This window comes from Methylosinus sp. H3A, assembly GCF_015709455.1.
In the GTDB taxonomy this organism is placed as follows: Bacteria; Pseudomonadota; Alphaproteobacteria; order Rhizobiales; family Beijerinckiaceae; genus Methylosinus.
On record NZ_JADNQW010000005.1, the window covers coordinates 1,805,113 to 1,827,928 of the forward strand.

The window sequence follows — 22,816 nt, forward strand, 5'->3', positions numbered from 1 at the left end:
CTCCTCCTTAGCTCCGCCAGCCTCGCGCATCGGCCGACGCCGGCCGGCAATCCCCTCCTGAAATTCGATCACGCCTATGATCTGCGCGGCAATCTCTCCGCTCTCGCCGAGCTTTCCGGAACCAAGACCTTCTCTTATGACGCCGTCGAGCGTCTGATACGGGTTCCGGCTGATTGACTCGGCGACGGGGATTCCCGGGGCGAATCGAAGTAGCTAAGCTGTATCGCCATGAATCGCTGGAGGCGGGTCATGGCGACGATAGCTGCGCATTTGAGCGTCGATGCGTTGCGTGAACGGTATGTTTCGAGTTCGAACGCGCGCGAGGCGCGGCATTTCCATGCGATCTGGCTGCTCGCCAAGGGCCACACGCTCGGCGAAGTCGCCGAGATGACGTCCTTTGCCCAGCGCTGGATCGAGCAACTCGCGGCGCGCTACAACGCAGAAGGACCGGAGTCTCTCGGCGACTTGCGCCGGCGCAACGGCTCGACGGCGACGGTGTTGAAGCCCGATCTGCTCGCCGAGCTGCGCGTTCGGCTGAACGAGCCCCCCGACGACGGAGGCTTGTGGACGAGCGCGAAAGTCGCGGCTTTTCTCGCGCGCGAATTGGGGCTGGAGAAAGTTGCGGTTCAGCGCGGCTGGGAAGCGCTGAAAGCCTGCGGCATGTCGATCCAGGCTCCACGCCCCAAAAATCCGAAGGTGGCTTCGCCCGAGGAGGCGGCGGCGTTCAAAAAAACCTCGAAGACGCCGTCGCGGAGGAAGCCGCGAAGCATCCAGAGCGATCGGTCGAGGTCTTCGCCAGCGACGAGCACAGGCTCGGCCTGAAACCGGTCACGCGGCGCGTCTGGGCGCCCGTCGGCGAGCGGCCGATCGCGCATGGCCATCATCGCTTCGACTGGCTCTATGTGACCGCCTTCGTCTCGCCGGCGAGCGGCGAGACCTTCTGGTACGTGCACGACGGCGTCTCGAAGCCGTTTTTCGCGGCGCTGCTCGAGACCTTCGCGCGCGAAGCCAAGGCCGGCGTCGATCGCACGATCGTGCTCGTCATCGACAACGCCGGCTGGCACGGCGAGGCTGGTCTGAGCGTGCCGGATGGCGTGCGACTGGTTTTTCTGCCGCCCTATACGCCGGAGCTGCAACCCGCCGAGACCTTATGGGCTCTCGTCGACGAGCCGATCGTCAACAAGCACATCGGAACGATAGAGGAACTCGACGCGATCATCGGCGAAAGATGCGCCGCGCTCGCGAGCGAGCGCGACATCATCAAAAGCCGCGCCGGCTTCCATTGGTGGCCAAAAATCGCCAAGCCGAAGTAATCAGCCGGAAACCGTCTGACCGGCGCGAACTCTGTCGCGCCGCCGCAGCAGATCGAGAGCTATTCCTACGATCCGGAAGGCAATCGCATCGCCTCGCATATCTCGGCGAGCTACGCCGTCGACGTTGCCGACCGCGTGCTGGAGAACGCCGACAATCGCTATGACTGGAGCGCCGACGGGCAGCTGACCAAGCGCACGCCCAAGGCTGGCGGCGTCGCCTGGAGCTTCGTCAGCTCGTTCCGCGCCCGCACGAACCAGATGCGGCTCGACGCCGCTCTCGGCTCCGACGGGACCACCATCGGCTTCGTCTACGATCCGTTCGGGCGTCTCGTGTCGCCGCAATGGCCGGCGCCGCGCGGCAATGAGGAGCTCTATTACGACGGTCCCGACGTCGTTCTGGCGCGGCGGCGTCTCGACGGCGGCGACCAATGGGTGCGCTATGTCCATGGGCCGCTGGACGATCAGCCGCTGGCGACGGAAGTCTATGCGCAGGGCGCGGCGCCGACGCCGGGGACGGGATCGCAATTCTACTATCATGCGGATGGCGAAGGCTCGATCCGCTTGATCACCAACGCCGGCTCCACCGTCTTCAACCGCTACGACTATGACAGTTTCGGGCGGCGGCTGGCGGTGGTGGAGAGCCTTCCCTTGCAGCCCTATGGCTGGAAGGGGCGCGAATGGATCGCGGGCCCCGACATTTATTACAACCGCGCGCGCTTCTACGATCCGGCGCTCGGGCGCTTCCTCGCCGAGGATCCGCTCGGCTTTGGCGGCGGCGATTCCAACCTCTACAGCTTCGCCTGGAACAATCCGAGACGGTGGAATGATCCGAGCGGATTGTCGGCGACGGAATCCGCCATATTGTCCCAGGTGACTCCTGTCGCGGCGGCAGCCGCGGTCGGTTGCGCGATTTCAACGAAATTGTCGGAGTTGGCCGCGTGGTTGAGTGGCGACGGGACCTACGAGGTGGTGGGGTTAAAAGCTGGACCCGGCCCATGTCTCGTTTCCCCGGTTTTGGCGCGTCGACGAGGAGCCGGAGGAGCTGTAGGGTCGGGTGCCGGTGGACGCGGACCGGGACCGAATGATGATGATGATCGAGATCCTTGCACGCCGTCGTGGGAAACGGAAAATGGCTATTGCTTCAGGCTCTATCCGAAAGGCTCGAAGCGGGAGCAGGCGTGCCGGAGTGGCTGCCTGCAGCGTTCTTCTGATAGAAACGTGATTTGCCGCCGAACTGGAGCGTGGCCGAATAACAACAATCCGGCATTCGGCCCTCCGAGGTGGAACGACCTGACGGATTGTCGTGATCTATGGGGGCCGAAGCGATGGAATTGACACAGTGGCTAAATCGCTTCACCGACACGACCGACTCTCTGCGCGAAGCGTTGGATAATTCAGGGGCAAAAGAGGCCTCGATTTGCGCGGTTGTTGCGTGCATGAGCGCAGCAGACCGCGAGGAGCTTGCCGCAGATTTGCATGCGATTTCCGTATTCTTTCCCGCACTTTTGCGAACAGAGACGAGCTACATAACACGGATTGCAATTGATGTATCGTCGATCGCCTTGTTCGGAATGCGAGATATGACAAAATCGATCGATGATTCGTGCGCAGCTCTCGATGAGCAACGCATCACTTTGGCTTGGCAAAACTCAGTGTGGAGGAAATTGGAAACAGCATGAATCTGCGCATGGAGCTGTCATAACAACAACGTGCTGGCGACATTGCTAGATCGGCTAGGCAGTATTCTTGGTAATATGTTGGATAATGCCGAGGTGATGTGAAATAGTGAGCTTCTTCTATGAGGCCGTCCGGCGCCTGACCGGGCCTACTGGGATTGCCGTCGCGGCCGCGCGGTTAATTCGAAGATCGGCGCGCGCGTCGCCTGCAGCTTCTTCGTGCTGGCCGATGCGCTCTCCTTCGCCAACGACCCGTCGCTGGTCGGCGCCTATGCCTCGTGACCGACATGTCGTCCTGCGCGGTGAAGGCGGTGAAGAAGCCCCGTCCGCCCACGCGCAAATCATCGCCGTCTCCCGGTTGCTCGATCTCGGACTTCTCGTCCTTCGAGGCGGGGACGCCGATCGAGACGGCGCTCGGCCGCCGGCCGATCGAGGAGATAGCGATCGGCGATCTGGTCGCGGCGCGCGACGGCTTCACCGGCGAGGTGGACTGGCGTCCGGTGCGCGAGCTGTTCCGCCGCACGGCTCCGAGCATCGCCCATCTGACGCTTGACGGGCCGGACGGCCGCCGCGAGACGCTCAGCGTGACGAGCGAGCATCCGTTCTTCGTTGCGGGCAAGGGCTGGACGGAGGTCCGTCGGCTCGAGAGGGGCGACCGCATCGTCTCCGAGCGCGAAGCGACGCTCGCGGTGGCCGACGTCTCACTGGAAGAACAACCGACGCTGGTCTATAATTTCGAGGTCGCGCAGGACCATAATTATTTCGTCGGCGATGCTGGGGCGGAGGCGCATAGCGGTCGACGAATTCCCACGAAAGTTCTTCAGAAGTGGATCGAACATCCCAATACGCCACGGTGGATAAAGGGCTGGTATCAAAACCAGCTCCGTGAAAGGGGAGCGCTGAGTCGCTGTAAAAATCCTCCCGGCATCGATCTTGGCCACGATCCGCAGGATCCCTATAATCAACGGAGGGGGACATTCCGGGACAATCCTCGTTTTGAGTTCTCGAGGGACAACCGTTCGAGAGGAGTTCGATTTGGCCGATAAATCCTACGAAAAGGACTGGCGTCCGAATGAAGCAGAGTTTGCTTCAATAAGGGCGGAAAAGCCGGAGGATGTTCTACGATACTCCGTGAGGAGGATTGCAGACCATGGCGGAGCTTGGTGTGCTCTAGATGACGATTGCTACATATTATATGATTACCTAGATCGAAAACTGTTGCTGTTGTGGCCGTCCATAACGTATGCGGAGAAATTCTATGAAGGAAAACAACGTGACACACTGGTATTTGCTGATTTTGATGAACTTGAGAGGAATAGGGTTGGTGGAGATTTGAATAACTATGTTTGCCTTTGTCCGAATGAGGACGGCGATGGGCCGATATTGGCGATCCGGAAGTTTAGGGAGCTTTTGGCCTTCGAACGGTCCTCTCGAGGATTCGTCGTTGATGAAGATGTGGATGTCGATGAAAGCAATATAGGCTCGATAATGGGTAGGTTGGCTATGGGGAAAAAGCCTCTAAAATCGAAGAAATAGCTTCACTGTAAAACAAGCAATCCGGTGGTGGAGAGCCTTCCCTTGCAGCCCTATGGCTGGAAGGGGCGAGAATGGATTGCCGGCCTGGACATTTATTACAACCGTGACTCAAAGTGCGGAATAAGACTGGATCCGGCTGATGATCGGCGCGGTCCGCACATCAATTGGTGGGATTGGCGCGGGGTAAGCGCGGCGCGGGCGGACGGTCGGGCCATATCGATATCGAGTAAGGCGCATGCTGAAGCAGAAAAAAATGGATTACGAGTCGGAAAAAGGCCTGCCTTTTCCTGATTTGATAACGTTGTCCGACTCCGAATCTTCGATATTGCGGCAACGCTTGTTCGCGTCGCTGGGCGTTGACAGCCCTTTGCCACGCAAAGAAATCGGGAAATTATTTCCCCATAAATTTAAAGAGATAGCAACTTCGATTCCAATGGAAGATGATACGTTCCTATATAATATTGTTACCGATTTCTGTGGTTATAATCCGGTTGTAGTGTTCATCAATTTCTATGAATTCGATGCTATCGATGTTATATCTCTTAAAGAATTGTCTCGCGCGCTAAATGACATTTGGCTTCCAGGCGCCGAGGATATCGACGTTTTCGATTCAAAGCTCTCCTGGGTTGTACAAGTAAACCACGAAGAAATTCTATTAGGGCTTCGAGCCGAGTAGCTGCAGCGTGCCGCCATTGCGCATCGTGTTGCCTCTGCAGCGGAAGAGGGAACGATCGATCAAGAGACAGCCGGCGCCATTCTCGGCGGCGGCATTGTGACGACGGCGGAGGGGACCACCGCGCTGACGACTGGCGCGGATGCGGCCTTTGTGGCCGCGCGCAGCGGCAGCGCGGCGCCGAAGATCGGCGCGCGCATCGGTTGCAGCTTCTTCGTGCTGGCCGATGCGCTCTCCTTCGCCAACGACCCGTCGCTGGTCGGCGCCTATGCCTCGTGACCGACATGTCGTCCTGCGCGGTGAAGGCGGTGAAGAAGCCCCGTCCGCCCACGCGCAAATCATCGCCGTCTCCCGGTTGCTCGATTTCGGGCTTCTCGTCCTTCGAGGCGGGAACGCCGATCGAGACGGCGCTCGGCCGCCGGCCGATCGAGGAGATAGCGATCGGCGATCTGGTCGCGGCGCGCGACGGCTTCACCGGCGAGGTGGACTTGCGTCCGGTGCGCGAGCTGTTCCACCGCACGGCTCCGAGCATCGCGCAACTCGGCGAGCTACGCCGTCGACAATGCCGACCGCGTGCTGGAGAACGCCGCTTGCCAGCGCGACCTCCAGAGTTAGCTCGAGGGCGGATATACCGCCGACGCCGTCCCAATCGGACTTCGTGATGCGCCGTCTCATGGGGCGGATCGTGGTCATGGCTGATCCGCGATCCGTTAGAGGCGCGCGCGGTGTCGCGCCAAGTCGAGGATATCCGGCTCCTCGCGCGGGACACCCTCGCCCTCGCCGCGCAGCTTCGTCTCCACGAGCGCCGCGACCGCCTGCAGCCGTGGATCGCCGCGCCGCCGCGGACGCGGAACGTCGATCGTGACCGAGGCGCAAACCGCGCCAGGCTTGCCGCCGAGCGCGACGACGCGGTCGGCGAGATAGACGGCCTCGTCTATGTCATGCGTCACGAAGAGTATCGTTTTGCCGGTCTCGCGCCAGAGCTCGGCGAGGTCGTCCTGCAGGCGCTGCCGCGTCGGCGTGTCGAGAGCGGAAAAGGGCTCGTCCATCAGCAGCACCGCCGGCCGCACCGCCAGCGCGCGGGCGAGCGCCACGCGCTGCCGCTGCCCGCCGGAGAGCTGATGCGGGAATCGTTGGCCATATCCTTCGAGCCCGACGCCGCGCAGCGCCTCCTGCGCGCGGATGCGGCGCTCCTCTTTGGAAAGACTCGTCTTTTCGAGCCCGAGCGCGACATTGGCCTCGACGCGCCGCCAGGGCAGGAGGCGCGCGTCCTGGAACACGAGCGCCATGGAGCAGTCCGAGTCCGCGTCGAAGCGCAGAGCTCCGGCGGAGGGCGCGGCGAGGCCGATCAGCACGCGCAGCAACGTCGATTTGCCGACGCCGGACGAGCCGAGGATCGTCACGAATTCACCGCGCGCGATGGAGAGATCGAGGCGCTCCAGCACCGCGACATGCGCGCCATCGTGCTCATAGCCGAGGGAAAGTCCTTCGATCTCGATGATCGGCGGCGAGGTCACGCTTTCCATGTCAACACCCTGGACTGCGCGAGCATGAAGGTCATGTCGACGAGACCATAGAGCGCCGCCATCGTCAGCATATAGACGACGACGATATCGGTCGCGAGCAGGCTCGAGGCCTGGTTCATGCGCTGTCCGAGGCCGGCGACGCCGAACAGCTCCGCGGCGACGACGGCCATCCAGGCCTGGCCGAGCGAAGTGCGGACGCCGACGAGAATTCCTGGAAGGCTCGCCGGAAACTGCACTTTGACGAGCTTCTCCCAGGCGCTTTTGAAGCCGAAAGCCGCGGCGACCTCGACGAGATCGCGGTCGACGTTGCGAATGGCGCCATGGGCGGAGAAATAGACGATCCAGAACACGCCGATCGCGATGATGAAGACCGCGGCTTTCTCCTCGACGCCGAACCAGAGAATGGCGAAGGGAATCCAGGCGAGGCCCGGAATGGGCCGCAGCACGCGATTGATCCAGGCCGTCGCCCATTCGAGCCGCTGGTGAACGCCGGTCGCGATCCCCGCAGCGACCCCGAGCGTCACGCCGACGCCGAGGCCGACGAGATAATGCGAGAGGCTCGCGCCGACGCAGGCGGTCCAGACGCCGCTCTTCAATTCGCGCCAGAAGGCGCTGGGCAATTGGCTCGGAACCGGCATGAGCGTGCGTGCGCCTGGAGTCAGGAGCGGCGCCAGCTCCCAAGCGAGCAGAAAGAGCGCGAGGCCGAGAAAGGCGGCGAGATGGCGCTTCATGGCGCGCTCCCGGCGGTGGGCGCGTCGCGGAAGGCGATGAATTGCGCCGACGACCAGATCTTGCCGTCGTCGCGTTGACGACCGAACAGATAGACGGGCCGAAACCCGAAGGGCGCATTGCGCGGCTCGACGGTGAAGCGTCCGGCAATGTCGCGCGGGAGCGGCGCATCCGTCAGGCGCTCGAGCGCGAGGAAGAGCTCCGCGCCGCCGAGCTCCGTGCGCAACTCACCCTTCTCGATCAGCTCCGCTCCCGAGACGTCCCAGTGGAACTGCGGCGCATGGACGAAAGGCGCGGGAAAGCGCGGATCGCCGACTTTCACGAAGCCGCCGATCGTCCCCTCGACGACGAAGCGCGCATGCGCGAGATCGTCGATCTCGAGCTCCAGCGTATCGGCGTCGCCATAGGTGTCAGAGCGAAAGCCGATCTCGGTCGGGCCGGCGCGCCACGCATTCTCCTCGTCATGCTCGAAGCCCAAAGCCGAGAAGTCGCGCACGACGGCGCCCCGCACGGCGAGCCGACCGTTCCAGCTCGCCCAGCGGTAGCGATCCTTGATCCGCGCGCCGCCCCAGCGCAGGCGCACGCGTGACTTGGAGAAGCCCAGCTCCGCATGAAGATTGCGCCGCCACAGCAGGCCCTCGTGGTCGAAGGCGGCGACCTCGTCCCAGCCGGCGTCGCCGAGGAAGCGATAATCGATCTCGGCGGGGCCCGCGTGCTCGAAGGCGTCGCCCTGCAGATGCGCGCCGCAGCGCACGAGCAGGGCGGAATGTTCGCCCGTCGTCGCGAATGTATGCCGCGCGCGCAGCGCGCGGCCGATGGCGGCGCGGTCGAGGCTCTCGGCGAAAACGCCGGTCAGTCCGCCGCGCACGCCGAAAACCTGCACGCCCGGCGCGCCGCCGCCTGGACGGCCGCGATGCTCGTCGCTGTTCGCGCAGACGCCGAGCTTGTAGCCGCGCGCGATCACGTCCCGATAGAGCCAGGGGAAGTGCCCCCAGGCGGAGACGATCTCCACCAGCCGCTCTAGCTCTGGATGGTGCCAATCGGCGATATAGCGGCGCCCGCCGACATGCGGGACGACGAGATGGTTTTCCGGCGCATGCCCATAGGCTTGCCACAGCTCGTTCACCGGCCAACGGCCGAGCTCGACGGCTGGAGTCTTCGCGTCCTCGTTCCAGGACAAGGTGCGGTTGTGACGCCCTTCCGCGTCGAAAGGAAAGGCCGGCGCCTCGTCGCCGAGGAAGATCACCTTGTGGTCGCCGCCGGCAGTCGAGCTGCCGCACCACTCCTGCACGGGATAGGTCACGAAGCGCCCGGGCGCGTTCGACGCATTCACCGCGGCGACGCCGGCGCGCCAATTCTCGTCGGTGATCTGGAAGTCGTTCGCCGTATAGCCGAACACGTCGACGCCGCCGATATCGCGGGCGAAGGCGGCGTTGTAGGAGGGGCTGTTGGTGCCGACCGTGTCATGTGCATGCACATGCAGATCGGCATAGAAGGCGCGCGGCGCCGGCGCTTCCGGGAAGACGGAAAGAAAGGCCTCCGCGGGCGGGACGCCCCGCGCGTCGAGCTCGGCGACGAGACGCAGATCGCCGCGATCGGTCGGAATGTCGCCGATTCCGGCGCTCGCCCAACCCTCTTTCGGAAGGGCGATCTCGCGGACGGCGATCGTCTCGTCGCCAGAAAGAATCGAGACCCGCGCGCGGCTGGGAAAATCGCCGACGATATTGCCCCAGCGGTCGAGCGCCGAGAGGCGGAAGGGCGCAGCGGCGCCCGGCCGCGCGAAACGCGGGCCGACGAGCGACAGGCGCGCGGGCGCCGCCGCGACGATGCGCAAGGAGACGTCGGGAACGGCGACGAAGCGTGATGTGCCGAGCGGATCGACATAGGCGCGGAAACGGAAATCATCGTCGACGAAAGTCTGGACCCGCGTGCCTGGCCCACCGGCGCGCCGGTCGCCGAGGCGGATGACGATGTGGTCGCCCATATTGAGATAGCCGTCGATCACATCGACGATGACGGCCTTCTGATAGGGTCGCTCGTGCCCCTTCTGGTCGAAACGCACCGCGAGATGTTGCACGCTCGCCGGCGATTGCCCCGGAGCCAAGGGACCGGCATGATATTCGGCGCTGACGTAATTCGCGCCGGCGGGATCGACAGTCTGGAAGAGCGCCCAGTCGGAATAGAATTTGAACGTCGCCTTGAATGTCGCGCCATCGGCGACGCCGCTCGATCCGACTTCGTAATCGAGGACGATCTCCTGCCATGAGCCCGCCTCGACCGCCGAGGCGCTGCAGTCGAGACGCCCCGCGAAAGGCGCAGCCTTCATCTTTTCGTAGAGCCCGGCCGGGCTCGCCGGCGCATCGCCGGGCGCCGGCGCTCCTGCTCTTTCCCCATCCCTTCGGTGCATCAACGCCAATCTCTCCATAAGTTCTATTTTGACTATAGACTACACAGAACGCATGGCGCAAACTCGGGCTCTTGTCGGAAGAGTGGAGGAAACATTGTCCAATAAGGTCGTCGGGATGGCCCTCGCCATCGCCTTTTTTTCGTTCGGCGCCCATGCCGAGACGGTCACTGCGCGCGTCGGCGTCATCCCCGTGATCGGCGCGGCGCCCTTGTTCGTCGCCGAGAAAGAGGGCTGGCTCCGCGAGGGCGGGCTCGAGCTCCAGACGACCCTATTCGAATCCGGCCCCAACATCGTGCAGGCGGCGGTGAGCGGCAATATCGACATTTATGTCGCCGGCGTCGCCCCGGCGGCGGCCGGTCGCGCCAAGGGCATCGACCTGCGGGTAGTCGCGGCGCTGGCCGTCGACGAGAATGTGCTGGTCGGCGGATCGAAGCTCAAATCCTTCTTCAAGAAGGGCGTCGCCCCGGCGGCCGCCTTCAAGGCTTTCCGCGCCGCCAATGGCCGGCCGGCCAAAATCGCGACGCAGCCGCCGGGCTCCGTCCCGGCCGCCAATTTGCAATATTGGCTGCGCGAGGCCACTCATACCGATCCGGCCGATGTCGAGATCGTCTCCATCGGCATAGACGCGACGCAGCAGGCGCTGCTCGCCAACGCCGTAGACGCCGCCACCGTGCGCGAGCCGACGCTGACGATCGTGCAGCAGCGCAATCCCGAAATCGTCCTGCTCGCGGGCGGCTCCGAGCTCTTCCCCGGGCAGCCGGGCACTGTCGCCGCCGTCTCCAAGGATTTCCTCGAGAAACATCCGCAGCAGGTTCAGGCGCTCGTCAAAGGCTTGGTCCGCGCGGTCGAGGAGCTGCAGAAGAATCCGGATCGCGCCGCGCCGCATGTCGAAGCGGCGTTGTCCAAGGGCATCGTCGACAGCGCGACGATTCGCAAATCGCTGTCGTCGCCCGCCGTACACTTTGTCGTCGATCCGCGAACGATCACGGAATCGACAAAAGCGCTGCTCGCCTATCAGGTGACGCTCGGCGCGGTGGACAAGGCGCCGAGCGTGGAGGGATTCTTCGATTCGAGCTTCTTCGAGAAGACGAAGATCGAAAAGGCGCCGAAGAAGTAATTTGCAAAAAAGCGCGGCTGTTCTTTTCGATCGGCCGCGCTTTTTCTTGTTTCCGCTCGGAGCGAGCGCTCTATCCACGACCCGCCCGATCGATCGAATTGCATGTGGCGGAGCCTGCGCCGTTTGTCATGCGACGCAGGCCGGGGCTCTGCGATCGAGCGACGCTCGCGGCGTTCCTCGGCGAGCGGCTCCGATCCAGGTGGAAGATCGATACAGCGGAGCCGAAGCGTCAATTTTTCTGACATGTTCGCAACGTGCAAATTCTCGACTCGAAGAAAAATATCTAGCGTCCTTGTGTTTTTGATGAGTTCAGCCTATGTTCATCGAGTCGATGAATGGCCGGATGATTTGGCCTTGTGCCGAGAAATACTCGCGCTGAGCTGACCTTCTCCCCTCCTGAAAATGCGATTTCGACGGCCCACGGATTCGTGGGCAAGCACAAACCTATGCTTACGAAAGGATTCTCCTCATGGCGACGGGAATCGTGAAATGGTTCAACGCCCAGAAGGGCTTCGGCTTCATTGCTCCCGATAATGGCGGCAGCGACGCCTTTGTCCATATCAGCGCGGTCGAGCGCGCGGGGCTCAACGATTTGCGCGAAGGTCAGAAGGTGGGCTTCGAGCTCGTCGCTGATCGCAAGAGCGGCAAAATGTCGGCTGACAAGCTCGAGGTTCTGGTCTGATCGCGGAACCGGCCAACATCGATCGACACAGTCGACCACGGATGTAATGGCGACTTGAAACGAACGATACGGCAGAGCGTTCTGCCCGAGGCGGCGCCCGGCGCCGTTCCGGCCCCGCGCCCCATAGGGTAGCGGGGCCTTCTATTTCTCGCATCGATCGATGCGACTGATCGGATCGGTCCAGGAGGACATCATGGCCAAGGAACAAAGGCGCGGCAATCGGGAAACCAAGAAGCCCAAGAAGAAGCAGGAGCCTGCCACGGCGCCCGTCGGGTTGATGACCAAAGGCTTGTCGGCTTCGATCGGAGTTCCGTCGAAGAAGAAGTGAGGCGCGAGAGCATGATGGTCCGGACCTGAGGAAACGACGATCACCTTCGTGCGCCCATTCGAGCCGAGCTCTTTCAACCGCCCACAACCGGCGGGAGCCTATCGGCTGTCGATCGACGAGGAGGAAATCCTCGGTCGTTCGTTTCTCGCCTACCGGCATATGGCGCCGCCGCTGCACACTCCCGCCGTCTCGATCATCGACGGCGTTCACTAGGGTTTCGCGGTCGATTCCACCAAACTCGCTGCCACATTGGCGGCGGATCAGCGTTCGTAACGTCAGTCTCTCCCACGCAAGCGATGACGTAGACGTCCCGGCGGCGGCGTTCCCGAGTCGGTCGGTCGCCGCCAGCTTTCGAGGCGCATCGGGAGAGCCTCCCTCCTCGAATCCAGCTTCGCTCGCGTCGGCGGCCTTTCGAGAGCCGACATTGGCCGGAAAGGCCGCATGAACCCTTTTCTTCGCTTTGCTTTCAGGCGCCGCGACGCCTCGTCTCTGTGGAGCGACAAGGCGCCGGTGAGGGAGGAGCTTTTCGGAGTCGAAAGGCTGGAACAGCATGCCGAAAGCCTCGCCGCCGCACAATCGGTGACGGCGAGACCGCCTGTCGTTCTCTCTCTGCACACCCGTCTCGACGACAACGCCGCAGTCTTGCTGGCCGCCTATCGGGCGACCGCAGCCAAGCTGAAAAACGGCCGGGGCGTGGTTCCCGCCGCGGAATGGCTGCTCGACAGCTATCACCTCGTCGAAGAACAAATCCGCGAGATCCGGGACGATTTGCCCCCCGGCTATTATCGCCAGTTGCCGAAGCTGGCCGAGGGGCCATTCGCCGGCTATCCGAGAGTATTCGGCCTCGCCTGGGCCTTTGTCGCCCATACCGACAGTCACTTCGATCCCGACATTCTGCGTCGGTTCATCGTCGCCTATCAGCGTGTTCAGCCTCTCACCATCGGCGAATTATGGGCCGTCGCGATCACGCTGCGCATCGTTCTCGTCGAGAATCTCCGCCGGCTCGCCGACCAGATCACGGTCGGACGCCGCGCGCGCGAGGACGCGGACGCGCTCGCCAGCCGCCTGCTCGTCGCGGGATTCGCCCGATCCGCGCTCGAGACCGATATCGCCACGCGCTCGCCTTCGCCTTTGTCCGAGCTGTTCGCGGCGCAGCTCGCGCGGCGGCTGAGGGATCAGGATCCCAAGACGACGCCGACGCTCGCTTGGCTCGAGGAGCGGCTCGAGCGTCAAGGTGTTTCGATCGACGAAGTGGTGCGGCACGCCCAACAGCGGCAGGGCGCCTCCAATGTCAGCGTGCGCAATGTCATCACCAGCATGCGGCTGATTTCCGATATCGACTGGGTGGGGCTGTTCGAGAGCGTGAGCCTCGTCGACGAGCGGCTTCGCGCGGACAGTAATTTCGCCGCAATGGATTTTTCGACGCGCAATCTCTATCGAAGCGCGATCGAACAATTGGCGCGAGGATCGTCGTCCTCGGAGCTCGAGATCGCCGATCATGCGCTGAAGGCGGCGCGCGCAGCGGCGGCTGCGACCGATGATTCTGCGGAGGCGGCGCGCGTCGGCGATCCCGGCTATCATCTGATCGCCAAGGGTCGGCGCGCGCTCGAGCGAACGATCGCATTCAGGCCGTCTCCGCAGCTGCAATTCAGCCGCTTCAATATCCGTCTCGGCATCGGCGGCTATGTCGGCGCCATCCTGCTCGTCACCGCGCTGCTGCTGGGCGCGGGGGTGTGGGCGCTGCCGATGCTCGGGCTCGACGCCGGCAGGCTGACGCTATTCGCCCTCATCGGGTTTCTGCCGGCGACAGGCGTCGCGATCGCGCTCGTCGATCGCGCCGTCACGTCGAGCTTCGGCGCGATGACGCTGCCGGGGCTCGAGCTCACGGCAGGCGTCCCGCAATCGCTTCGCACGCTCGTCGCCGTGCCGACGCTGCTGACCAGCGAGACCGATTTGCTGGAGCAGGTCGAACGTCTCGAGATCCACCATCTCGCCGGCGCTGGAGGCGATCTCTATTTCGTCCTTTTGTCGGACGGGGTCGACGCGGAACAGGAGACGCTGGAGGGCGACGCCGATCTACTCGACGTGGCCGCCCAGGCGATCGAAGAGCTCAATCGCCGTCACCCACCCGGCCTCGACGGGGACCGCTTTCTTCTGCTGCACCGCCGCCGCGTCTTCAACGCCGGCGAGAACAAATGGATGGGATGGGAGCGCAAGCGCGGCAAGCTGCATGAGCTCAACCGCCTGCTGCGCGGCGCCACCGACACGACCTTCATGTCCGTCGCCGGGCGCGCGCCCACCGCGCCCGCGGACGTGCGCTACGTCATCACGCTCGACGCCGACACGAAGCTGCCGCGAGACGCGGCGCTCCGGCTGATCGGCAAGATGGCGCATCCGCTGAATCGGCCGAGATTCGGCGATATCGAGCAGCGCGTCATCGACGGCTACGCTATTCTTCAACCGCGCGTCACGCCGTCCCTGCCGGTCGGCCATGAGGGCTCTCTCTACCAGAGGGTTTTCTCCGGTCCCGGCGGCTTGGACCCTTATGCGTCGGCCGTCTCCGATGTCTATCAGGATCTCTTCGACGAGGGCTCATTCACGGGAAAGGGCATCTACGACGTCGACGCCATGGAGATGGCGCTCGCCGGACGTATCCCGGAAAACTCCATGCTCAGCCACGACCTCTTCGAGGGCGTGTTCGCGCGCGCGGGCCTCGCCTCCGATGTCGAGGTCGTCGAGGAGTTTCCGTCTCGCTACGATGTCGTCGCCAAGCGCCAGCATCGCTGGACGCGCGGCGACTGGCAGCTGCTTCCCTTCGTGTTCGCGCTCGGAATGGGGCGTCGCGCCGTCCCATGGGTCGGCCGCTGGAAAATGCTCGACAATCTGCGGCGCTCGCTGCTGGCGCCATTCACCTTGATGAGCTTCGGCCTGTGTTGGATCCTCGCGCCTGCGAGCACAGACGCGATCTTGCTCGTTCTCGCCGCCATCGCGACTCCGGCGTTTCTTCCAACCCTTTTTTCCGTGCTGCCGCGTCGAGCCGGCATGCGCTTTCGCAATCACATCGGCGCGCTCGCAGCCGATGTGCGGCTCGCGGCTATGCAGAGCTTTCTTTCGGTCGCCTTCCTGCCCGATCAAGCGTTTCGAAACGGCGACGCCATCGCGCGAACGCTGGCGCGAGTCTTCGTGACGCGCCGGCGGCTTCTCGAATGGACGACGGCCGCGCAATCCAAGGGAAGTCCTAGGCTCGATACCGCCGGCTTCTGCCGCTCGATGGCGGGCGGCGCAGCCCTCGCGCTGGTCATGACGACCGCAGCGGTCGCATGGGTGCCATCATCCTGGCGACAGGTCTTGCCCTTCGCGTTGCTTTGGGGAATGGCGCCGGCGCTGGCCTTGTGGGTCAGCAGATCGCCGACTCTGGCGCGGCGGCTCGCGGTTTCAGAGCAGGATGCGCGCGACTTGCGACTCACCGCGCGTCGCAACTGGCGCTATTTCGAGACATTCGTGACGCCGGCCGACAATATGCTGCCACCCGATAATTTCCAGGAGGCTCCGACGCCGGCGCTCGCGCATCGGACGTCGCCGACGAATATGGGCCTCTATCTGCTCTCCGCGATCGCCGCTCGCGACTTCGGCTGGGCGGGAACGCTGGAGACAGTCGAGCGATTGGAGGCGTCGTTCGGCGTCATGCAAAAGTTGCAACGGTTCAAAGGACATTTCTTCAACTGGTATGACACGCAGGATCTTCATGTGCTCGATCCCGCTTATGTCTCGTCCGTCGACAGCGGCAATCTCGCCGGTCATCTGATCGCGCTCGCCAACGCCTGCGAAGAATGGATGGACCTCGCTGTTTCGCCGAACGCGCAGCTCGGCATGACAGACCATCTCCGGCTCGCCCGCGAGGCCATGGACGCCCTTCCCGCTGTGAGCAGCGAGCGCAGGCGTCACCTCTCCTCCGTCCTCGAGGAGATCGAAACGCAATTGACCGGCGCTCGAGGAATAGAGGCGCTGCCCGCGACGCTGAAACGGCTGACCGAGAAGGCCGCCAGAGCTTCGCATGAGTTTGCGCTCCCGGTCGGAGACGATCGTTCTCCAGATCTCGCGTTCTGGATCGAGGCGCTGAGGACCGCAGTGACCGAAAATGCCCGCGATCGGCTTCAAATCGCCGATGCGCCGCTGATCCTGAAGAGCCGATTGAAGGCGCTCGCCGACACCGCGCGAGCGATGGCGCTCGAGATGGATTTCGCCTTTCTCCTCGATCCGGAGCGGAAGCTGCTGTCCATCGGCTATAGCCTCGTCGACAATAGCCTCGACGCCAATTGTTACGATCTGCTCGCCTCGGAAGCGCGGCTCGCCAGCCTGTTCGCCATCGCCAAGGGAGATGTCGAGACGCGACACTGGTTTCGTCTCGGCCGGACAGCTATTCCTCTCGGGAGCGGATCGGCGCTGATTTCCTGGTCCGGATCGATGTTCGAATATTTGATGCCGTCGCTGGTGATGCGCGCGCCGGCCGGCAGCCTGCTCGAGCAGACCAATGGTCTCGTGGTCGGTCGGCAGCAATCCTACGGACATTCGCTCGGCATTCCATGGGGCGTATCGGAATCCGCTTACAATGCGCGCGACCTGGAGTTCACCTATCAATATTCCAATTTCGGCGTTCCCGGTCTCGGCTTGAAGCGCGGCCTCTCCGAAAATGTGGTGATCGCGCCCTATGCGACGGGTCTCGCCACTATGGTGGACCCGCACGGCGCGCAGCAGAACTACGCGCGCCTCGCCGAGATGGGGGCGAGGGGCCGCTACGGCTTTTACGAGGCGCTCGATTTCACCCGCTCGCGACTTCAAGACGATGAAGACGTGGCGATCGTGCGCAGCTTCATGGCCCATCATCAGGGCATGACCATCGTCGCCATCGCCAATGCTCTGCATCATGGCCGGATGCGCGAAAGATTTCATCGCGAGCCGATGATCCAGGCCAGCGAGCTCTTGCTTCAGGAGCGCATGCCGAGGGATGTCGCAGTCGTGCGCCCCCGGGTCGAGGAGGCGAGAGCCTCGGCGCCCGTGGCCGTTACCGAAGGCCCTATGGTGCGCCGTCTCACCGCCTCCGCAGTGGGCGCTCCGGTGACGCATCTGCTGTCGAACGGACGCTATTCGGTGATGTTGACCGCATCAGGCTCGGGCTACAGCCGCTGGCGCGATATCGCCGTGACGCGCTGGCGGGAGGATGCGACCTGCGACGACTGGGGCTCGTTCGTGTTTCTGCGCGACACGCAGAGCGGAGCCGTCTGGTCCGCCGCCGCGCAGCCTGTCGGAAGCAGCGTGGAATACGACGAAATCGTCTTCGGCGAGGATCGCGCCGAATTCATCCGCCGCGACGGCGCATTGACGACCACCATGGATGTTCTCGTCTCCGGCGAGGACGACGGCGAGGTTCGCCGCATATCCTTGACCAATAGCGGACGCCGTCCGCGCGAGATCGAGCTGACCTCCTACGCCGAAATCGTGCTGACCACGGCCTCCGCCGACACTGCGCATCCGGCTTTCGCCAAAATGTTCGTGCAGACGGAATATCTCGGCGAATTCGGCGCGCTCGTCGCGACACGCCGCCGGCGTTCGCACGATGAGCCGCAAGTTTGGGCCGCTCATTTCGCGGTCGTCGAACGCGAGATCGTCGCCGATCCGCAATATGAATCGGATCGGGCGCGCTTCGTCGGCCGCAACCGCTCGGTCGGCGCCGCGATCGCCATGGAGAGTGGGCGACGGCTTTCCAACACGGTCGGGACCGTTCTCGACCCGATCTTTTCGCTCCGGCATCGCGTGACGATCCCGCCGGGAAAGATCGCGCGCGTCGCCTTCTGGACCGTCGTCGCGTCATCACGCAACGCGCTCCTGGATCTCATCGACACGCATCACGATCGCAACGCTTTCAACCGGGCCAAGACTCTGGCGTGGACCCAGGCCCAGGTTCAGCTTCGTCATCTCGACGCGACGACGGAGGAGGCGGCGGATTTCCAACGCCTCGCGGCGCCGATCCTCTATTCCGACCGACGATTCAGAGCGTCGTCGGCGGCGATCATCGACGGCGCAGGCCCTCAGTCGGGTCTGTGGCCTCACGCCATCTCCGGCGATTTGCCGATCGTCCTGCTGCGCATCGACGACATCGAGGATATCGCGCAGGTTCGCCAGATACTGCGCGCTCACGAATATTGGCGCATGAAACGCCTCGGCGTCGACCTCGTCATCGTCAACGAGCATGCGTCTTCCTACATGCAGGATCTTCAGGTCGCGATCGAGACGGCCGTGCGCAGCAGCCAATCGCGGCCACGACTCGGCGATGAGGCCGGACAAGGCGCTGTCTACGCGCTTCGCGCCGACCTGATGAGCGCCGATGGTCGAGCCTTGCTGCAATCGGCCGCTCGTGTCGTTCTGCTCGCCCGCCGCGGGCTTATCGCCGATCAGCTCGCCCGTTTGCCCGCGTCGCCCATTCCGCCACCGTCGATGCGGCGTCAAAAGCCGCCTCCCGTGTCGCGGCCGTCGCCGGCGCCTCGCGATCTCGAGTTCTTCAATGGGCTCGGCGGATTCGACAAGGATGGCCGGGAATATGTGACCATCCTCGATGCGGACCATGCGACGCCGGCGCCCTGGATCAATGTGATCGCCAATCCGGGCTTCGGCTTTCAGGTCGCGGCGGAGGGAAGCGGCTACAGCTGGGCCGAGAACAGTCGCGAGAATCAGCTGACGCCGTGGTCGAACGATCCGGTCGCGGACCCGACAGGCGAGGCGATCTATGTTCGCGACGAAACGACCGGCGATCTATGGAGCCCGACGGCCCAGCCGATCCACGACGGCGGGACATATGTCGCTCGCCACGGTCCCGGGTACAGCCGCTTCGAGCACCAGGCGAATGGCGTCGGGCTCCGATTGCTGCAATATGTCCCGCTCGCCGAGCCGATCAAGATTTCACGCCTGACGATCGAGAATTCTTCTTCGACGCCCCGCCGTCTTTCGGTCACGGCCTATGCGGAGTGGGTGCTCGGGCCGTCGCGCGGCGCTTGCGCTCCGTTCGTCGTGACGCAGATCGACGAGGCCACCGGAGCGATATTGGCCCGCAATCCCTGGAGCGTGGCCTTCTCCGATCGCGTCGCTTTTGCCGACCTTTCCGGCCGGCAGACGGCCTGGACAGGCGACCGCGCCGAATTTCTCGGCCGTAACGGCGCCCTCGCGGCGCCTGCGGCGCTCATCGGAACGACGCCCCTGAGTGGAACGACCGGCGCAGGGCTCGATCCCTGCGCGGCATTGCAATGCGTCGTGGAACTCGGCGTGGGCGAGTCGGTCGAAGTGGTCTCTTTGATTGGACAATGCGGATCGGCCGAAGAGGCGCGGAAGCTTATCGCGCGCTATCGCGCAGCCGACCTCGACGCCGTTCTCGACGAGGTGACGGACCATTGGGATACATTGCTCGGGACGATTCAGGTGAAGACGCCGGACCGCGCGATGGACATAATGCTGAACGGCTGGCTGCTGTATCAGACGCTCGCCTGCCGCATCTTCGCACGCTCGGCCTTCTATCAGGCGAGCGGAGCCTACGGCTTCCGCGATCAGCTTCAGGACGGCATGGCGCTCGCCTTCGCGGCGCCGGACGAGACGCGGCGCCATCTTCTGCGCGCAGCCGCAAGACAATTCGTCGAAGGCGACGTGCAGCATTGGTGGCTGCCGCACTCTGGGCAAGGGGTGCGAACGCGGATATCGGACGATCGCGTCTGGCTCGCCTTCGCGACCGCCACCTATGTCGCCAGTTCGGGCGACGCCGCGATATTGAATGAGAAATTGCCGTTTCTCGAAGGTCCGCGCTTGCGGCGCGGGGAGCACGAGGCCTTTTTCCCCCCTCAGGTCGCGGACCAATCGGCTTCGCTGTTCGAACATTGCGCCCGCGGCCTCGACCAATGCCTGGAGTTGACCGGCGGACATGGCTTGCCGCTGATCGGCGGCGGCGACTGGAACGACGGAATGAACCGGGTCGGCGAAGGCGGCGCCGGCGAAAGCGTGTGGCTCGGCTGGCTGCTGGTGCGGACCCTTGAGCTGTTCGCTCCGCTGGCCGAAGCGCGTGACGCCGACCGCGCGCGCCGCTGGCGCGCACATGCGGACAATGTGCGAGAGGCGCTCGAGCGCGAAGCGTGGGATGGCGAATGGTATCGCCGCGCGACATTCGACGACGGAACCTGGCTCGGCTCCAAAGAGAGCGAAGAGTGCCGGATCGATTCGATCGCTCAATCCTGGGCGGTTTTGTCGGGCGCCGCCGACCCGATGCGCGCGGCCGAGGCGATGGCGTCGCTGGAAAGGCGCCTGATCCGTAAAGACGAGGGTCTGGCTCTGCTGTTTTCGCCGCCCTTCGACAAGACTGCGCTCGATCCGGGCTACATCAAGGGCTACCCTCCTGGCCTGCGCGAAAACGGCGGCCAATACAGCCACGCCGCCATGTGGGCCGTCCTGGCCTATGCGCAGATCGGCGCCGGCGAGACGGCCAGCGAGCTCTTCGCCTTGCTCAACCCGATCAATCATGCGCGCACTCCCGAGGAGGTCGAGCGCTACAAGGTCGAGCCCTATGTCGTCGCGGCGGACGTCTACTCCGTCACACCCCACGTCGGGCGTGGGGGATGGAGCTGGTACACGGGCTCCGCCGCGTGGATGTATCGCGCCGGCGTCGAAGGCATTCTGGGCATCCGCCGCGAGGGGGCCGTTCTCGTCGTCGACCCGTGCTTGCCAACCGCATGGCCGGGATTCGACGCCACTGTCGAAGTGGGAGCGACGCGTTACGAAATCCGCGTGGAAACCGCGTCGAATCGCTGTCGCGGCGTCTCGCGAGCGCTCCTCGACGGCGAGCCGACGCCTTGTGTCGAAGAACGTGTTCGCGTCGATCTGGACGGGCGTGCGCATCGGCTGCAGATCGTCATATAGGCCGGGTGGAAGAAACGGGTTGTGCATTCCGAGACTCGATCTCGCATGGCGCGTAACAAATCGCGCTCACAAAAAGACGAACTCTACACTCTCCGCTGACGTGAAGCACTTCTAGCGTTGCAGCTCCAAATGGCCTACTCCTCTTGCGACCGCGAGCCGAATTCGTTCCTTCAATGCGTCGCTGCTCACTTCATAGTTCGAGAAATCACTGTCGTTGGCGTAGACGCCGAGCGGTAATGTCAGTGACTGGAAAAAAGCGAATAAGGGTCGCAATTGGTGATCGATCACCAATGAGTGTCGGTCGCTGCCGCCCGTCGCCGCGAGCAGCACCGGCTTTCCGATCAAGGCCTCGTAATGAACGAGATCGAAGAGATGCTTGAAAAGGCCGGTGTAGGAGCCGCGATAGACCGGCGTCGTCACCACCAGCGCGTCCGCGGTCTCGATGCGTTTCACGGCTTCGCTCACTGATGGGGGCGCGTCCTCTGCCGAAATGACGCCGGCGAGGTCGGCGACGAGATCGGCGACCGATATGGTATGGGCTTCGATCGTTGTCGATGCGGCTATTTCCGCCGTGATCGCTTTCGCGAGAGCAGCGGCGCGTGACGGATGCCCGAGGCCGCCCGATACGGCGACGAGCTTGATCGCGGTCATGTCGTCTCCTTGTGTTTGAACTCTGCGAACGTCCGCTATGGCTCTGCGTCGCTCATGAATAGAAGGAAGGCGTCGGATAGATGCCGTTCAGCGCGAAATCCCCGAGCTCCTTCAGCTTGTGATCGAGAGGATCGTGAAGCGTATGCGTGCGCGCATTGCGCCAGAAGCGGTCGAGCCCGGCGCGCGAGGTCGTGGCGCGGGCGCCCATTATGTCGAACATTTGGCTGCCGACGTCGAGCGCTGCGCGCGCGCTCGCGACCTTGGCAGTCGCGACATCGATCGAGATGGAGCCGCGCTCTTGCGGCGTGATCGCATCGCCACGCGTCCAGCCCTGTTGAAAGGATCGCACGGCGCGATCGACGAGCGCCTCCGCAGCGCAGACCTGCGCCCAGAGCTCGCCCGCAGCATGAAGGGTGAACGGATCGCTTCCGATGCGCGCCGCGCCGTCGCTCGGTAATTCCCGCACATAGGCGACGGCGGCGTCGAGCGCGCCGCGCGCCAATCCCGCATAGATGGCGACGAGAATGAGCTGCGCGAGACAGGGTCGCAGGGCGGCGAAGGGCGATCCGAGCGGCCCGGGCGAAACGAGCAGCTCCTCATCGCTCACGACGACCTCGTCGAAAGACACCGAGCCGCTGTCGGTCTGGCGCTGCCCCATATTGTCCCAATCGTCGTGAATTCGAATTCCGTCGCGCCGGGTCGGAATCGCCCCGATCTTCAATTTTTGCTGTTCGTCCAGAGCGGAGACGACGAGCATGTCCGAATCGCTCGCGCCAGAGCAAAAGCTCTTGACGCCCACGAGGCGATAGGATTCGCCATCGCGACGCAGCCGCAGGCGCGCATCCTTTGGATTTACGGCGTTGCCCCAGAAGCAATCCTCCCGCGCGGTCTTCTCCATGGCGCGCCGCGTTTGTTCGCTGGTCCCGAAAAATTGCACGGTTGCGATCATCAAATGATGAAAGGCGAAGAGATGCGCGAGCGAGCTGTCGACGGCCGCAATTCGCCGCACGACGTCGAAAATGACGGTCCAGTCGGCGCCGGCGCCGCCCAGTTCGCCCGGGATGGAGAGCTTCAGCAAACCGCTCTCGCGGATGAGATCGCGCTCGCGCTTGGCGGTTCCGCCGCGCTTGTCCCGTTCCGCTGCGTCGGAGGCGAGCGCCGCGAGCAGTCGTAGGAGCGCGGGGGAGGCCTCGCGGGCCGGGTCGAGGATGCGTTCAGACATGGACGGT

The 22,816-nt window shown here is 63.7% G+C and carries 18 protein-coding genes and 1 pseudogene; 14 read left to right on the forward strand and 5 right to left on the reverse strand.

All coding sequences use genetic code 11. From position 1 onward, the window contains the following. Nucleotides 1–387: 387 nt before the first annotated feature. The 9 genes and pseudogenes from IY145_RS11430 to IY145_RS11470 all read left to right on the forward strand — a co-directional run. Nucleotides 388–723, forward strand: a pseudogene (locus IY145_RS11430) (winged helix-turn-helix domain-containing protein); the annotation flags it as partial. Beyond that, complete coding sequence (locus IY145_RS25715; RefSeq protein WP_246721731.1) at nucleotides 654–1,313, forward strand: IS630 family transposase; 660 nt, start codon at nucleotides 654–656, stop codon at nucleotides 1,311–1,313. The pseudogene IY145_RS11430 and the gene IY145_RS25715, both read left to right, overlap by 70 nt. Nucleotides 1,314–1,448: 135 nt before the next feature. Further along, the gene (locus IY145_RS11440) at nucleotides 1,449–2,648 is read left to right on the forward strand and encodes an RHS repeat domain-containing protein (RefSeq protein WP_196408328.1); all 1,200 of its coding nucleotides are present in this window, start codon (nucleotides 1,449–1,451) and stop codon (nucleotides 2,646–2,648) included. Next, nucleotides 2,639–2,992 (forward strand): hypothetical protein, encoded by a 354-nt coding sequence (locus IY145_RS11445; RefSeq protein WP_196408329.1) that lies wholly within the window; start codon nucleotides 2,639–2,641, stop codon nucleotides 2,990–2,992. The genes IY145_RS11440 and IY145_RS11445 overlap by 10 nt, the downstream gene beginning before the upstream one ends. A gap of 284 nt (nucleotides 2,993–3,276) precedes the next feature. After that, nucleotides 3,277–4,035: a polymorphic toxin-type HINT domain-containing protein gene (locus IY145_RS11450; protein WP_246722281.1), complete on the forward strand. Its 759-nt coding sequence runs from the start codon at nucleotides 3,277–3,279 to the stop codon at nucleotides 4,033–4,035. Next, nucleotides 4,025–4,525, forward strand: a complete 501-nt coding sequence (locus IY145_RS11455) for a hypothetical protein (RefSeq protein WP_196408331.1) — start codon at nucleotides 4,025–4,027, stop codon at nucleotides 4,523–4,525. The genes IY145_RS11450 and IY145_RS11455 overlap by 11 nt, the downstream gene beginning before the upstream one ends. 235 nt (nucleotides 4,526–4,760) lie before the next feature. Further along, entirely contained in the window at nucleotides 4,761–5,201 is a 441-nt protein-coding gene (locus IY145_RS11460; RefSeq protein WP_196408332.1) for a hypothetical protein, read from the forward strand. Between the two features lie 96 nt (nucleotides 5,202–5,297). Beyond that, entirely contained in the window at nucleotides 5,298–5,477 is a 180-nt protein-coding gene (locus IY145_RS11465) for a hypothetical protein (RefSeq protein ID WP_196408333.1), read from the forward strand. Then, a complete protein-coding gene (locus tag IY145_RS11470; protein ID WP_196408334.1) occupies nucleotides 5,474–5,860 on the forward strand; it encodes a Hint domain-containing protein in 387 nt (128 codons plus the stop codon). The genes IY145_RS11465 and IY145_RS11470 overlap by 4 nt, the downstream gene beginning before the upstream one ends. 48 nt (nucleotides 5,861–5,908) lie before the next feature. On the opposite strand, the gene IY145_RS11475 is transcribed toward IY145_RS11470, so the two are convergent. From IY145_RS11475 to IY145_RS11485, 3 genes are read right to left on the reverse strand one after another with little or no spacing between them, the layout of a single operon-like run. Next, nucleotides 5,909–6,724 carry an ABC transporter ATP-binding protein gene (locus IY145_RS11475; RefSeq protein ID WP_196408335.1) on the reverse strand — a complete coding sequence of 272 codons (816 nt, stop codon included), beginning with the start codon at nucleotides 6,722–6,724 and terminating at the stop codon, nucleotides 5,909–5,911. After that, nucleotides 6,712–7,455 (reverse strand): ABC transporter permease, encoded by a 744-nt coding sequence (locus tag IY145_RS11480; RefSeq protein ID WP_196408336.1) that lies wholly within the window; start codon nucleotides 7,453–7,455, stop codon nucleotides 6,712–6,714. Before IY145_RS11480 ends, IY145_RS11475 begins: the two co-directional genes overlap by 13 nt. After that, nucleotides 7,452–9,860, reverse strand: coding sequence for a hypothetical protein (locus IY145_RS11485; RefSeq protein WP_196408337.1), 2,409 nt, complete (start codon nucleotides 9,858–9,860; stop codon nucleotides 7,452–7,454). The genes IY145_RS11480 and IY145_RS11485 overlap by 4 nt, the downstream gene beginning before the upstream one ends. Nucleotides 9,861–9,954: 94 nt before the next feature. On the opposite strand from IY145_RS11485, the gene IY145_RS11490 reads away from it, so the two are divergent. The 5 genes from IY145_RS11490 to IY145_RS11505 all read left to right on the forward strand — a co-directional run bounded on the left by IY145_RS11490 (nucleotide 9,955) and on the right by IY145_RS11505 (nucleotide 20,936). Continuing rightward, nucleotides 9,955–10,977 carry an ABC transporter substrate-binding protein gene (locus IY145_RS11490; protein WP_196408338.1) on the forward strand — a complete coding sequence of 341 codons (1,023 nt, stop codon included), beginning with the start codon at nucleotides 9,955–9,957 and terminating at the stop codon, nucleotides 10,975–10,977. Between the two features lie 469 nt (nucleotides 10,978–11,446). Continuing rightward, nucleotides 11,447–11,659 (forward strand): cold-shock protein, encoded by a 213-nt coding sequence (locus IY145_RS11495; protein ID WP_196408339.1) that lies wholly within the window; start codon nucleotides 11,447–11,449, stop codon nucleotides 11,657–11,659. A gap of 193 nt (nucleotides 11,660–11,852) precedes the next feature. Continuing rightward, on the forward strand, nucleotides 11,853–11,987 hold the full coding sequence (locus tag IY145_RS26165) for a hypothetical protein (RefSeq protein ID WP_281433669.1): 135 nt from the start codon (nucleotides 11,853–11,855) through the stop codon (nucleotides 11,985–11,987). Nucleotides 11,988–12,035: 48 nt separating this feature from the next. Then, entirely contained in the window at nucleotides 12,036–12,200 is a 165-nt protein-coding gene (locus IY145_RS11500) for a hypothetical protein (protein WP_196408340.1), read from the forward strand. Nucleotides 12,201–12,428: 228 nt separating this feature from the next. Continuing rightward, a complete protein-coding gene (locus IY145_RS11505; protein WP_196408341.1) occupies nucleotides 12,429–20,936 on the forward strand; it encodes a GH36-type glycosyl hydrolase domain-containing protein in 8,508 nt (2,835 codons plus the stop codon). A gap of 111 nt (nucleotides 20,937–21,047) precedes the next feature. On the opposite strand, the gene msuE is transcribed toward IY145_RS11505, so the two are convergent. Then, nucleotides 21,048–21,587, reverse strand: coding sequence for an FMN reductase (gene msuE, locus IY145_RS11510; protein ID WP_196408342.1), 540 nt, complete (start codon nucleotides 21,585–21,587; stop codon nucleotides 21,048–21,050). Between the two features lie 52 nt (nucleotides 21,588–21,639). Next, on the reverse strand, nucleotides 21,640–22,809 hold the full coding sequence (locus tag IY145_RS11515) for an acyl-CoA dehydrogenase family protein (protein WP_196408343.1): 1,170 nt from the start codon (nucleotides 22,807–22,809) through the stop codon (nucleotides 21,640–21,642). Nucleotides 22,810–22,816: the final 7 nt, after the last annotated feature.